Here is a 13,870-nt window from a genome sequence, read left to right on the forward strand (position 1 = left end):
CACGGTAGGCGCCGGCTGACACGGGCATGCGGCGTTCCGCACCCGGGCGAAAGAGGGGTGGGCGATAGCATTCGGCATGCAAGCGCACACAGCACTTCCTTCTACGCACGGCGCATTGGGCGACGGGGTCAGACAGGTCGCCCGTAGGCGCTTCTCCCCTTTCGCGAAAGACACCGGACATGGCGCGCGGTGACGTCGATCTGATCGTCGCGCGCCCCGAAGGCCTGTACTGCACCGCGGGCGATTTCTACATCGACCCCTGGCGGCCGGTGGAGCGGGCGGTCATCACGCACGGCCATTCGGACCATGCGCGCGTGGGCCACGCCCATTACCTCGCCCATACCGACAGCGAGGGCGTCCTGCGGGCCCGGCTGGGCGCCGACATCGCCTTGCAGACGCTGGCCTATGGCGAGGCCATCGAACACCACGGCGTGCGCCTGTCGCTGCACCCCGCCGGCCATGTGCTCGGCTCCGCCCAGGTGCGGCTGGAGCACGGCGGGCGGGTGTGGGTCGCCTCGGGCGACTACAAGACCGAGGCCGACGGCACCTGCACCCCGTTCGAGCCGGTGCGCTGCGACACCTTCATCACCGAATCCACTTTCGGCCTGCCCATCTACCGCTGGCCCACGCAGCCGGTGCTGTTCGCCGACATCGATGCCTGGTGGCGCGCCAATGCCGCGCAGGGCCGGCCTTCGGTGCTGCTGTGCTATGCCTTCGGCAAGGCGCAGCGCATCCTGCACGGCGTGGATCGCAGCATCGGGCCGATCGTGGTGCATGGCGCAGTGGAGCCGCTCAACGCCGTGTACCGCGCGGCCGGCGTGGACCTGCCGCCCACCTTTCGCGTGACCGACCCGGGGGTGGATGCCCAAATGCTCAAGACCGCGCTGGTCCTGGCCCCACCGTCCGCCCAGGGCACGCCGTGGATGCGCCGCTTCGCCCGCCATGCCGATGCATTCGCCAGCGGCTGGATGCAGCTGCGCGGCACGCGCCGCCGCCGGGGCGTGGACCGCGGGTTCGTGATGTCGGACCATGCGGACTGGCCCGGCCTGCAGCGGGCGATCGGGGCCACCGGGGCCGAACGCGTTTTCGTGACCCATGGCAGCGTGGCGGTGCTGGTGCGCTGGCTGTGCGAACAGGGGCTGGATGCGCAATCGTTCCACACGGAATACGGCGATGAGGACGACCAGGAGGCCGCCCCCGCACCAGCCGTGCCGGTGCCAGCGCAGGCCGATGAGGCCGTGAACGCGGCCCGTGCCGCGCAGGCGGCCACGCCCGCGATCGCCCAGCCCGGTGGAGACGCATCCCCGGTGATCGACGGTGCGCCGTCTGCCCCGCCACCGTCCGATGCCAGCGCCCCCGCTGCGCAGGCCGGCGAAGGCCCGGGCGATGGGGCCGCAGCCGCCCAGGCCGCGGCGCCGGACGGCGTGCCCGGTGCTCCGAGGCCCCGCCCCAGGGGCCGATCGAAACGCACCGCCGCTGCCGCCGATCCCGATCAAGGCCGCCTCACGGAGCCCGCCACCGAAGGCGTTGCCCCTTCCGAGGCCGAGTCCCCCTCCCTGTCCTCCGTTACGCCCCGCCGACCCCCTTCGTCCGAACCATGAAGGACTTCGCCGCGCTCTACCGCGCGCTCGACGCCAGCACCTCCAGCCTGGCCAAGCAGGCCGCGCTGCAGGCCTACCTGCGCGCCGCGGCGCCGGCGGATGCGGCGTGGGCGGTGTATTTCCTGGCCGGCGGCAAGCCACGCCAGCTGGTGCCGACCAAGCTGCTGCGCACCCTGGCGCGCGATGCGGCCCGGTTGCCCGAATGGCTGTTCGACGAGAGCTACGAGGCCGTGGGCGACCTGGCCGAGACCATCTCGCTGCTGCTGCCCGCGCCCACCGCCGCGCAGGCGCTGGGGCTGGCCGAGTGGATGGAGCACCACCTGCTGCCCCTGCGCGGCATGCCGCCCGAGGCGCTGGAGACCACGCTGCGGGCCCAGTGGGCGGGTCTCGCGCCCGAAGAGCGGCTGGTGTATTTCAAGCTCATCACGGGGGCGTTCCGCGTGGGCGTGTCGCGCCTGCAGGTCACGCAGGCGCTGGCGGCGGTGAGCGGCGTGGATGCCAAGCGTGTCGCGCAGCGGCTCATGGGCTACACGCACATCGGGGCGCGTCCGGGCGAGGCCGACTACCTGCGCCTGGTCGCGGCCGAGGGCGAAGGCGGCGATGCCGCGGCGCAGGGCGAAGCCCGGGGCCATCCCTATCCCTTCTTCCTGGCGCACCCGCTGCAACTGCCGGTGTCCCAGTTCGACAAGGTGCTCGGCCCGCCCGCGCAGTGGATCGTGGAGTGGAAGTGGGACGGCATCCGCGCCCAGATCGTGCGGCGCAGCACCCGCGCCGAGGGCGCCAGCGACGGTGCCGGCACCTGGGTCTGGTCGCGCGGCGAGGAGCTGGTGAGCGACCGCTTCCCCGAGCTGCAGGCGCTCGGGGAAGCGCTGCCCGACGGCACGGTGCTCGATGGCGAGATCGTCGTCTGGCGCGCTGCCGAGGGCGATGCCGCGGCCCACGTGCGCCCGTTCGCCGATTTGCAAAAGCGCATCGGCCGCAAGACCCTCACACCGAAGCTGCTGCGCGAGCTGCCCGTGGTGCTGCTCGCCTATGACCTGCTGGAGGAGGGCTGCCAGGACCTGCGCCAGCGGCCCCAGCACGAACGGCGGGCGCGGCTCGATGCGCTGCTGGCGCGCGTGGCGCACCCGGCGCTGGTGGCCAGCCCGGTGCTGCAGGGCGACCGCTGGCAGGATCTGGCGGTCCAGCGCGAGCAGGCCCGCTCGCTGGGCGTGGAAGGCATGATGCTCAAGGCCCGCGATGCCGAATACGGCGTGGGCCGCACCAAGGACGTGGGGACGTGGTGGAAGTGGAAGATCGACCCCTTGAGCATCGATGCGGTGCTGATCTATGCCCAGCGCGGCCATGGCCGGCGCGCCAGCCTCTACAGCGACTACACCTTCGCGGTGTGGGACGGCCCGCCAGGCACCGAGGGACGCGCGCTGGTGCCGTTCGCCAAGGCTTATTCCGGCCTGACCGATGCGGAGATGGCGCGGGTGGATGCGGTCATCCGCAAGACCACCGTCGAGACCTTCGGCCCGGTGCGCAGCGTGCGGCCCACGCTGGTGTTCGAACTGGGGTTCGAGGGCATCGCCCGCAGCAGCCGCCACAAGAGCGGGATCGCCGTGCGCTTTCCGCGCATGCTGCGCTGGCGCGAGGACAAGCCGGTGGACGAAGCGGATTCGGTGGACACCCTGGCGGCGCTGTTGCCGAGGTCGGATGCGTGATCGCCGGAGGGCCGTCCATGCCGCGCATTGACGACGGCCGCGAGCGCGCGGCGTTCCTGGGCCGGGCGGTGGGCCGGCGGCCCGCGCACCCTGCGGTGACGCATCCCAAGAAAACGCTCCGGGCCAAGGCGGCGCACCCGGCTTGCCTGCGCTTTGCGGCGGGCTGCCTGCGGTGCGCGCGGCGAGCGGGCACCGTGCCTGCGCGCTCCGCGGCGTCGCGCCCGGGAGGGGGGCGGTCGTTCCGTCCGGTGCGGCCGTTCGTGCGCCAGCCGCTGCGCAGCGCAGCGCAAGCGGAGCGGGGGGCGCAAGCCATGGCGCTTCCCTTGTCACGCCGCTGGGTACGGGCCGGCGAGGCGCGCACGTCGTTGCGGCGCCGTTCGCCACGGCAGGGGGGCTGGCAGTGACCCGGTCCACAGTCCAGCGCGCGGTGGCCGGCTGGTTCGCGCAGCGGGGCTGGAAGCCGTTCCCGTTTCAGAAGCAGGTGTGGAAGGCCATGGCGGAGGGCCGCTCGGGGCTGCTGCACGCGACGACCGGGGCGGGCAAGACCTATGCGGTGTGGCTCGGCGCCCTGCAGGCGCTGGCCGGTGATCCAGACGGATCTGAGCCGAATCGGGCTCCAGCGCAGAGAGTACTAGGGCGTGATGCTATAAAAAAAGTAGCAATTCCTTTGCGGGGGCGCCAGAGCACCGCCGCACCGCTCACCGTCCTGTGGCTCACGCCCATGCGGGCGCTGGCGGCCGACACGCTCAAGGCGCTGCAGGCGCCGCTCGATGCGCTGGCGCCGGTGCACGGCGGCGTGGCGCGCTGGACGGCCGGCGCGCGCACGGGCGATACCGCCAGCGGCGAGCGCAGCGCGCAGTCGCGGCGCCTGCCCACGGTGCTGGTGACCACGCCCGAGAGCCTGTCGCTGCTGCTGGCGCGGGGCGATGCGCGCGAGGTGCTGTCGTCCGTGCAACTGGTGGTGGCCGACGAATGGCACGAGTTGCTGGGCAACAAGCGCGGGGTGCAGGTGCAGCTGGCCATCGCCCGGCTGCAGGGCTGGAACCCGGCGCTGCGCGTGTGGGGCATGTCGGCCACGCTCGGCAACCTGGAGGAAGCCATGCACACGCTGCTGGGCCAGCCGCCCGGTCGGCAGGGCGGCGGCTCCACAGAGGGCGTGCTGGTGCAGGGCCGGGTGGACAAGCGCCTGGTGGTGGACACGCTGCTGCCCGACCACCCCGAGCGCTTTTCGTGGGCCGGCCACCTGGGCCTGTCGATGCTGCCCGCCGTGGTGCGCGAGCTGGCCGGCACGCGCACCACGCTGGTCTTCGTCAACGTGCGCTCGCAGGCCGAGGTCTGGTACAAGGCCATTCTCGATGCGCGGCCCGACTGGGCGGGCGAGCTGGCCATCCACCACGGCTCGCTGGACCGCGGCGTGCGCGAATGGGTCGAGGCCGGGCTCAAGGCCGGGCGGCTGCGGGCGGTGGTGTGCACCTCCAGCCTGGACCTGGGCGTGGACTTTTTGCCCGTGGAGCGCGTGCTGCAGATCGGCTCGGCCAAGGGCATCGCGCGGCTGCTGCAGCGCGCGGGGCGATCGGGCCACGCGCCCGGGCGGCCGTCGCGCATCACGCTGGTGCCCACCCACAGCCTGGAGCTGGTCGAGGCCGCCGCCGCCCGCGCCGCGGTGCAGGCGGGCCAGGTGGAGATGCGCGCCAGCCCGCGCCGCCCCGTGGACGTGCTGGTGCAGCACCTGGTCACCGTCGCCCTGGGCGGCGGCTTCGAGCCCGAGGCGCTCTATGCCGAGGTGCGCCGCACGGCCGCCTATGCCGACCTGCCGCGCGCCGTGTGGCAGTGGTGCCTGGATTTCGTGCACCGGGGCGGGCCGTCGCTGGCCGTCTACCCGGACTACCAGCGCGTGGTGCCCGATGAGGGCGGCGTGTGGCGCATGCCCGATGCGCGCCTGGCGCGGCGCCACCGCGCCAACATCGGCACCATCGTGAGCGATGCCAGCATGGTGGTGCAGGTGCTGCACGGCGCGCGCCTGGGCACCATGGAAGAGAGCTTTCTGTCGCGCCTGTCGGCCGGCGACTGCTTCGTGTTCGCGGGCCAGGTGCTGGAGATGGTCAAGATCGAGGACATGACCGCCTACGTGCGCCGCGCCGCGCGCGGCCGCCCCACCGTGCCGCGCTGGGCAGGATCGCGCATGCCCTTGTCCACCGTGCTGGCCGACTTCGTGGTGCGCCAGCTCGCATTGGCGGCGGATGGCGACTACCGCTCGCCCGAGCTGAAAAGCGTGCGCCCGCTGCTGGAGGTGCAGCAGCGCTGGTCGGCCCTGCCCACGCCCGGCACGCTGCTGGCCGAAACCCTGCGCACGCGCGAAGGCTGGCACCTGTTTCTCTACCCTTTCGCCGGGCGGCATGCACACACCGGCCTGGCCAGCCTGTTCGCCTGGCGCGCGGCGCAGGGCGAGGCGGGCACCTTCTCGATCGCGGTCAACGACTACGGCCTGGAGCTGCTCAGCGCCACCGAGCGCGACTGGGCGGCCCTGTTGCCCGAGCTGCTCAGCACGCAGGCCCGCCCCGCGCCCGGTGCCCTCGCCGCGCCCACGACGGACCCGGCCCCCGGCGCGGACGCTTGCGACCTGCGCGTGCCCGCCAGCGAAGCCCTGGCCATCCGCAACACGGCCAATGCCGCCCGGGCCGAAGCCGACGATGCCGCGGGCCACCCCCTGCCCGAGGCGCCGCACGGCGACCCCGAGCGCCAGGCCCTGCTGCACGAAGTGCTGGCCAGCCTGAACGCCACCGAGATGGCGCGGCGGCGCTTTCGCGAGATCGCGCGCGTGTCGGGCCTGATCTTCCAGAGCCACCCCGGCGAGCGCCGCAGCGCCCGCCAGCTGCAGGCGTCGTCGCAACTGTTCTTCGAGGTCTTTCGCAAATACGACACCACCAACATGCTGCTGCGCCAGGCCGACGAAGAGGTGCTGAGCCAGGAGCTGGACGTGGCCCAGCTGCTGGCCGCGCTGCGCCGCATGCAGGGCCAGCAGCGGGTGGTGCGGGCGCTGCTGCGGCCGAGCCCGTTCGCCTTTCCGCTCATGGTGGAGCGCTTTCGCGAAAAGCTCACCAACGAGCACCTGGCCGACCGCATCGCGCGCATGCTCGCGCAACTGGACAGTGCCGCCGACGCCCGCGGCCCGGCGGCCGAGGCCGCGCCGCGCATGCAGGACGTGGTGCCGCCCGACCCGCCGCTGCGCGCGCGGCGGCTTCCGAAGGCCGCGGCCAGCGAACCGCCGGCCGTCGACGAGGCCCCGGCGGCGCCGCACGATCCCCTGCAGTCCGCGGCGGCCGAGGTGCGCCGCACGCTCGACTTCTCGCTGACCGCCGCCGACGAATCCGCACCGGGCGGCGGCGCGAAGCGGCGCCGCGAGCGCAAGCCCTCGCGGCCCTTGCCCCGGCTGTGAAGAACCATCAAGGCATGAGCGCAACGGACACCCACCCCGCGGCCGAGGGCGCCGCCATCTGCCACCTGGCCGGGACCGAAGTCCACCTGCTGCCCGACCGCTCCCTGTGGTGGCCGGCCGGCCGCACGCTGTTCGTGGCCGACGTGCACCTGGGCAAGTCCGATACCTTCCGCGCGCGCGGGCTGCCCGTGCCCTCCGGCACCACGCGCGACAACCTCGATCGGCTGTCGGCCCCGATCGCCCGGCAAGGCGCGCAGCGGCTGGTGGTGCTGGGCGACTTCCTGCATGCGGCCGAAGCGCAGTCGCCTGCCGTGCTGGCCGCCCTGTCGGCATGGCGCGCCGCGCATGCGGCGCTGCAGGTGGTGCTGGTGCGCGGCAACCACGACAGCCACGCCGGCGATCCGCCGGCCGGCCTGGGGTTCGCCATCGTGGACGAGCCCTGGCCGATCGGGCCGTTCGCATGCTGCCACTACCCGCAGGCGCACGGGACGCTGCACGTGCTCGCCGGCCACGTCCATCCCGCCGTGGTGCTGCGGGGGCGGGGGCGCGACGCCCTGCGCCTGCCGTGCTTCGCGGTGGAGCCGCAACTCACCGTGCTGCCGGCGTTTGGCGAGTTCACCGGCGGCCAGACGATGACCTCCGGCCCGGAGCGCCGCTTTTTCGCCGCCGGCGGCGGGCGGGTGTGGGCGGTGCCGGGCATGGGGGCCACGCCGGAGTGACCTGGCCCGTGGTGAAAGTCCTGGCGGTTATCCGGGGCCGGTTCTGCGCGACGGCCCGGCCTCGGGCGGTCTGGGATGGTTCGGCGGCATCGCTCCGCCCGCCTGAGCCGCCAAGGCCTGAAGGTGCGTATTCACCGAGGCCTCCCACTCGCTGTAGATCTCACGGGCCTGTCGCGAGTATTCGAAAGCGGCGGGGCTTTCATGATCGTCCGGCCAGGGCAATTGAAGGAAAGGATGGTTGTCCCGGGCGTCCGTCAATGGCTCGAACGTCGCTTTGTGCAGTTCCTGCATGCCGACACGCCATGTCTCGTGGTGCATCAGAAACGCTGGGTAGGCCTGCGGGTCGGACGCTTGCGCCAGAACCTCGGAATGCAGGGCTGCGATGTCGTCCGGGTTCAGTGCGCTGAAGTCGAGGTTGGTGAGGTCTTGCGCTGTGTCCTGCGGCAGTTGAAGGGGCCTTTTCAGCGCCGCCTTGGCGTGCGCCAGGGTTTCCAGCGGATCTGCCTGCAGCCATTTCGCTTTCCATGGCGGTAAATCGGTGCGCTGCTTCATCTGGTGTATCAACCGGTTCGTGGCGGTCTCCAGCAGCGACAGCCGGAACTGCTGGCCCATCAGGCCGTTCAACTGCGCTTCGTTGATCTTGCCCGCTCGCACGGCCAGTACCATCTGCCGGTTGCGCACGGCCAGCATCACCTTGGAAAAGCCATCGAGCAGGTTGTCCCTGCAATCGCCGAGGGCGGTCTGCGAGATCAGGTAAACCTCGCTGCGCAGATCGGGATCGCGCGCGATCGCCAGGATGGTCGTGCGCACCTGGCTGGCCAGTTGCTGTTGTGCCGCAGGCGAAAAACCCGGGTAAGCCTCGTCGTGCAGGCGCTCCAGCACCCGGGCGAAGGCAGGTGCCTGGGGCTCGTCGTCGAAGGCATGGGGGTCTGCGGTGGCGGCCTGTGCCATGCCGCTGCCCATCCATGTCCGGATCTGGTGACCCAGTGGCGCTTTCAGGCGTTCGAGGTCGCCTTCGACATCGCCCTCGTCGAGTTCTTCGTCGCGCTGGGTCTCGAGGTAGGCATCGAGGTCGGCTTCGAGGTCCGATGCGTCATCGCCCTCTTCCAGTGAGGGGGCGGTGGTCACGAACGTGCCCACCGGGTTCATGACGAGTTCGATCACGCGCGCCGCGGCGGGGTGGCTGTGGCGGTGCTGTTGCCATAACGCTTCCAGCCCCGTTTTGATTTCGGCCCGAACGCCCTGGCGTGTCGAAAGGGCCGCCGCCATTTGCTGGATATGGTTTTCCAGATCAGGGCGCTGCACGGCCAGCGCCACCAGATCGAAGAGCTGCGAAGAGGCCAGCGGGCCATGGATGCCCAGTTCGCCCAAAGCGTGCTGCAAGTGCTCGGGCGTTTCGAGGTCCAGCGCGCCATCATCGGACTGTGGCGATCCAGGGGCTGACGACACCTCCCCGCGTGGGCTGACCACGGCGGTGGCGGGCAGCGGCGGGCGCAGCGGCATGGCCGAGCGTGGCGGCAAGGAGGGTTCTGCCGTCGGCGCGCTGGCGGAAGTGCGGCGTGGCGACAGGGGCAGGGCTGCATCTGCACCTGGGCCGGTCGTTCGGGCGCGAACGGGCCGGGTGGGCGCTGCGCCGCTGGCCTCGGGGCTGTGTTCTCGTGGCCGGATGCGGCCGGAATGTCGTAGGGGGTCCATGGTCGCCTTTCCCGCCGCATTCGAGCGGGGCGGTACCGGCGATGTTCGTGCGGGAACGCGGTGGCGTCCTGCCCCGTGCGCACGGGTGCATCGTTTTGCGAAGCCGGCGCAACACCGGCCCAATGCGGCTTACGCCATGTCCGGTTCGGGTTTCATGGACGGGTCAGGCGCCCCGATTTTCCCCAAATGCCTCAGCAGCAGATTTTCCTCGTGCAGCCATTTCGCCTCGACCGCCCGGCTGCGGATGGCGTACTCGACCTCCGCTTCCAGGCCCTGCGGCAGGTCTTCATCGAAGAACGGATCGTCGTCGCGTGCCGTGGTGAGCTGGCCGAATTCGCGCGGGTGCAGCGCTTTCATTCCTTCACGCCATGTCGGGTGGTTAAAGCGAAATTCGCCATAAGCGGTAGGATCGCTCGCCTGTCGCTCCACGGCGCGGGCCAGATCGGCCACGTTGTTTTGGCGGAGCACGCTCAATTGCAAGGCCTGTACGCCGGTGACGGTGCCCTCCGGCAGATCCAGTCGGTCCCGCAGCGCCTGCTTGGCGTGCATCAGTGTTTCCAGCGGCTCCCGCGTGAGTTGTCGCTTGGGCCAGGGGCCAAGGTCCGGGCGCTGCAGTTCCTGATGAATGAACCGGGTGACCTCGCTTTCCAGCAAAGCCAGCCGGAACTGCTGCCTTGCCCAGCGCTGGAACTGCGTGGCGTCCACCCGGCCGCTGCGGATGTCCGCCACCATCTGGTGGTTGCGCACCGCCAACAGCGCTTTGGAAAAACCTTCGAGCACGTTGTCCTGGCAACTGCCCAAAGCCGTTTGCGCTATCAGATAGACCTGCGCGCGCAGATCGGGATCGCCTGCTACCGCATGGATGACGGCCGCGACCTGCTCGCCCCGTTGCGCTGCTACCGTCGAGGAGCCGCCCTCCGGGCCCTCGCGGCCGGCATCGCGCAGTCGGGCGAGCAGGCGGGCAAAAGCGGGCGCCTGTGGCTCGTCATCGAAAGCGCTCAATGCAGCGGCTTCGGGATGGTCCGGGCCCAGCCATTGGGCGGCTTCCCAGCCGAGAGGCCTCGTTTGGCGCTTCAGGTCCCGGGCGAGTTCGTCTTGCTCGTTCTCCTCCCCTTCGTCCTCCGACTCGACATCATCGTTTTCAAAGTCGATCAGGATGCCCATCAACTGCCGGATGGCCTCGGTCGTGACGGGGTGCAAGGTGCTGTCCCGGGCCCGCGCTTCCAACCCGTCGCGCAGTTCCGGCAGGGCGCCGAGTTCCACGAGCAGGTCGGCTGATACGCGCAGCACCTGGGGCGCCAACTCCGGCTGGGCATTCAACTGGTCCAGCAACGCAAAGACCTGGGACGAATGGGGCGTTCCGTGAACCCCCAATGCGGCATGGTTCGCAAACGGAAGCGTGAGCGGGTCCGGCGCCGCTTCGTTCTCGCTTTGCCAGCTTTCTTCTTCCGAGTCCGAGGTCTCTGACCACGCGTCTGGTGATGGCGGTGGCGTGTTGTTCAAATCGAGTGGATGAGGCTGTGCAGCGTACTCCTCTGACGATGCGGGCAGCGCGGCGTTCAGATCCGGCAGGTTCGGCGGTTGGGGCAGTGCGGCGTTCAGGTCCGGCAGGTCCGGCGGTTGGGGCAGCGCGGCGTTCAGATCCGGCAGGTCCGGCGGTTGGGGCAGCGCGGCGTTCAGATCCGGCAGGTTCGGCGGTTGGGGCAGTGCGGTGTTCAGATCCGGCAGGTTCGGCGGTTGGGGCCGTGCGGTGTTCAGGTCTGGCAGGTTCGGCGGTTGGGGCAGTGCGGTGTTCAGGTCTGGCAGAGGCAAGTGGGCACGCGGCGCTCGAAGGTAGGCAGCGGCTTCGGCGGCGTTTCCCGACAATGGATTGCGCGCAGCCAAAGGGCCGGCAGGGTGCGCTGGACTGGTTCTGCGTGCGCGGACCTGGCGGTCTGCGACGGACGGTGACCCAACACTTTGCTCACGCGGCCTCACGGTACCAATGCGTTCAATGCCTGACATGGGTGATTTTCCAGTTGGGGGCTGTGAATGGGTGGCTGCCGCGCTGCGGGTTGAGCGGGCAGACGATGGACCGGTGCCCGAGGCCGAACGGCAGACGGTAAAGCGCGCCATGAATGTCCGGTGCCGCCAGCCCGGAAGCAGGCCATTGCGGCTTTGACGAAGCTTGGCTCCGCCGAGGCGTACCGATGTGGCTGGCCATCTCTGGGCGGTGCTCGCGCAGTCGGGTGCGGCTCGGAGGCCGAAGGGGGTCCATTTGGGGCGCCTTTCCTGCCGCGCTCATGCGCTGGCGGTACCGGCGATCGTCTGTGCGTCAGCGAAAACGTTCCATGTTCCGCGCGCAGGGATGCCCGGTTTTGCGAAGCCTTGAGCCAAGCCTCGCAGGGCACGCTTGCGCGCCAAGGGCCGGGGCTATTCTTTCAGCAGCGCATCGCCCGCCAGCACCGGCGCATCGGGCAGTTCGTTGCGCCCGCTCGCCACCGCCCCCTCTTCGCCCATTCCTGTGGGGAAGTGCTCGGCCAGCAGGGCGGACACCTCCGCCAGCGCCTGCGTCAGCCCGTCCTCGTAACGCTCGGCGCGAAAGGCCTCGCCCATGTGAGCGACCAGGGTGCGCCAGCTCTCGGGCGGCACGGCGCGGGCCAGGCCCCGGTCGGCCACGATCTCGATGGCCTGCTCGGCCAGCAGCAGGTAGATGAGCACGCCGTTGTTGTGCTCGGTGTCCCACACGCGCAGCTTGCCGAACAGCGTGACGGCCCGCTCGCGGGCGCTGGCGCCGCGCCACAGGTAGCTGGTGGGCAGGCCGCCTTCGGCGCAGATGCGGATCTGCCCGGTGTGGCGGCGCTCGCTGGCGGCCACGCGGCGCGTGATGCGCTCCAGCACGTCGGGCGGCAGCGCCTGGTGCAGGCGGCCTTCCACCCAGCGGTGCCGCACGAGCCGCGCGATGCGCGAAAGGGCCGAAGGGGGGGCCGCGGGGGCCAGCGAGGTCTTTGCCATGGTCACCAGTCTCCCGAGGCGCCGCCGCCGCCAAAATCGCCGCCGCCGCCCGAACTGAAGCCGCCGCCATCGCTGCTGCTGCCGCCGCCACTGCCACCGCTCCAGCCGCCGAAGCCCCCGGTGGACGTGCCGATCCCGCCGCCCCCGGCCGGCCCGAAGCCGCCGCCGCGCCGCCCGCCCAGGGACAGGCCGGTGCCGCTGAAAAGCCAGGTGTAGAGCAGCGCGATCAGCCCGGCGCCGCCGGCCAGCAGCACGCTGGTGGTGAACAGAAACGCCAGCCCGCCCACGCCGCCGCCCAGCAGCAGGCCGCCCAGGCGGTTGCCGAAAATGCCGCGCGCCACCGGGCCGCCCACCATCACGCCGAAGAACAGGAAGATGGCGAGGTCGGTCCAGTCCACGCCCGGCGCGGACCGGGCCGCGCGTTCGCTGGTGTCACTGGGCAGGGGCAGCGATTCGCCGGCGATGCGCGCGCCGATCTGGTTCACCGCGGCGGACAGGCCGCCCGCGTAGTCGCCCTCGCGAAAGCGCGGCTTCATGGCGCCGTCGATGATGCGCGCGGCGGCGATGTCGGGGATGGCCCCTTCCAGCGCCTTGGCCACCTCGATGCGCATCTTGCGGTCGTCCTTGGCCACCAGCACCAGCACGCCGTCGCCCACGTCCTTGCGGCCGACTTTCCAGGCGTTGCCGACCCGGTTGGCGAACGCGGCCAGTTCCTCGGGCGCGGTGGTGGCCACCATCAGCACCACGACCTGCGAGCCATGGGACTTTTCGATGGCGGCCAGGCGCGTGTCCAGCGCCTGCCGGTCGGCCGCGCTGAGCGTGCCCGTCTGGTCGATCACGCGCGCGGTCAATGCCGGCACGGCGCGCTGCGCCTGCGCTGGCGTGCCAAAGCCGCCGATGGCGATCAGAAAGAGAGCTGTCAGCGCGAGGCGGACGTGCGCCAGGGCCATGTCGGGCACTCCGGTGGTGGCGTCAGGGCTTGGACGCCGGCTTGGAGAAGTCCACCGCCGGCGGGGTGGAGATCTGCGCCTCGTTCTGCACGGTGAAGCTGGGCTTCGGGTCGTAGCTGAACACCTTGGCCGTGACGTTGGTGGGGAAGCTGCGCGCCAGCACGTTGTATTCCTGCACCGTCTGGATGTAGCGGTTGCGCGCCACGGTGATGCGGTTTTCGGTGCCCTCCAGCGTCACGCGCAGGTCGCGGAACGCCTGATTGGCCTGCAGTTGGGGGTAGCGCTCGGCCACCACCATCAGGCGCGAGAGGGCGCCGGACAGCTCGCCCTGCGCGGCCTGGAATTTGTTGAACGCCTCGGGGTTGTTCAGCGTCTCGGGCGTCACCTGGATGGAGGTGGCCTTGGCGCGGGCCTCGACCACCTTGGTCAGCGTGTCCTGCTCGAAGGCGGCCTCGCCCTTGACGGTGGCGACGATGTTGGGCACCAGGTCGGCGCGGCGCTGGTACTGGTTGAGCACCTCGCTCCACGCGGCCTTGGACTGCTCGTCCAGGCGCTGGAAGTCGTTGTAGCCGCAGCCCGAAAGGGCCAGGACGGCGGCCAGGGTGGCAAGAAGACGTTTCATGGCGCGTGCGCTGGGCCGGGTGCAGGCGACAGTGCCGAAAGGCTGGCAGCGCCCGCGCATTCTGCCCCAGCCCGATCGGGCACCGCGTAGTCCGCCGGGCCGACCGCCCGGCCGGTCCGGCGGCCGCGGGCCGGGCGTTGCGGCCCG

General features: G+C 71.1%; 9 protein-coding genes and 1 pseudogene. 5 read left to right on the forward strand and 5 right to left on the reverse strand.

Annotated features, from left to right (window positions below):
• Positions 1 to 179 precede the first annotated feature (179 nt).
• The 5 genes and pseudogenes from R1Z03_RS18180 to pdeM form a co-directional block, all read left to right on the forward strand.
• Positions 180 to 1,223 (forward strand): annotated as a pseudogene (locus R1Z03_RS18180) (ligase-associated DNA damage response exonuclease); the annotation flags it as partial.
• 374 nt (positions 1,224 to 1,597) lie between these two features.
• On the forward strand, positions 1,598 to 3,307 hold the full coding sequence (locus R1Z03_RS18185) for an ATP-dependent DNA ligase (protein ID WP_317353631.1): 1,710 nt from the start codon (positions 1,598 to 1,600) through the stop codon (positions 3,305 to 3,307).
• 17 nt (positions 3,308 to 3,324) lie between these two features.
• A complete protein-coding gene (locus tag R1Z03_RS18190) occupies positions 3,325 to 3,711 on the forward strand; it encodes a hypothetical protein (RefSeq protein ID WP_317353634.1) in 387 nt (128 codons plus the stop codon).
• Positions 3,702 to 6,743, forward strand: coding sequence for a ligase-associated DNA damage response DEXH box helicase (locus R1Z03_RS18195; protein ID WP_372588282.1), 3,042 nt, complete (start codon positions 3,702 to 3,704; stop codon positions 6,741 to 6,743). Before R1Z03_RS18190 ends, R1Z03_RS18195 begins: the two co-directional genes overlap by 10 nt.
• A gap of 14 nt (positions 6,744 to 6,757) precedes the next feature.
• Positions 6,758 to 7,462 (forward strand): ligase-associated DNA damage response endonuclease PdeM, encoded by a 705-nt coding sequence (gene pdeM / locus R1Z03_RS18200; protein WP_317353640.1) that lies wholly within the window; start codon positions 6,758 to 6,760, stop codon positions 7,460 to 7,462.
• A 27-nt stretch (positions 7,463 to 7,489) separates the two neighbouring features.
• Here the strand turns inward: pdeM and R1Z03_RS18205 are convergent, their stop codons facing one another.
• From R1Z03_RS18205 to R1Z03_RS18225, 5 genes are all read right to left on the reverse strand, one after another.
• Positions 7,490 to 8,965, reverse strand: a complete 1,476-nt coding sequence (locus tag R1Z03_RS18205) for an NEL-type E3 ubiquitin ligase domain-containing protein (protein WP_317353642.1) — start codon at positions 8,963 to 8,965, stop codon at positions 7,490 to 7,492.
• A 321-nt stretch (positions 8,966 to 9,286) separates the two neighbouring features.
• The gene (locus R1Z03_RS18210; protein ID WP_317353645.1) at positions 9,287 to 11,041 is read right to left on the reverse strand and encodes an NEL-type E3 ubiquitin ligase domain-containing protein; all 1,755 of its coding nucleotides are present in this window, start codon (positions 11,039 to 11,041) and stop codon (positions 9,287 to 9,289) included.
• Positions 11,042 to 11,569: 528 nt separating this feature from the next.
• Entirely contained in the window at positions 11,570 to 12,151 is a 582-nt protein-coding gene (locus R1Z03_RS18215; RefSeq protein WP_317353648.1) for a TPM domain-containing protein, read from the reverse strand.
• A gap of 2 nt (positions 12,152 to 12,153) precedes the next feature.
• Positions 12,154 to 13,101 (reverse strand): TPM domain-containing protein, encoded by a 948-nt coding sequence (locus R1Z03_RS18220; protein WP_317353650.1) that lies wholly within the window; start codon positions 13,099 to 13,101, stop codon positions 12,154 to 12,156.
• A gap of 22 nt (positions 13,102 to 13,123) precedes the next feature.
• Positions 13,124 to 13,723 (reverse strand): LemA family protein, encoded by a 600-nt coding sequence (locus R1Z03_RS18225; protein WP_272565758.1) that lies wholly within the window; start codon positions 13,721 to 13,723, stop codon positions 13,124 to 13,126.
• Positions 13,724 to 13,870 lie beyond the last annotated feature (147 nt).

The organism is Acidovorax sp. BLS4 (genome assembly GCF_032929295.1).
GTDB lineage: Bacteria > Pseudomonadota > Gammaproteobacteria > Burkholderiales > Burkholderiaceae_C > Paracidovorax.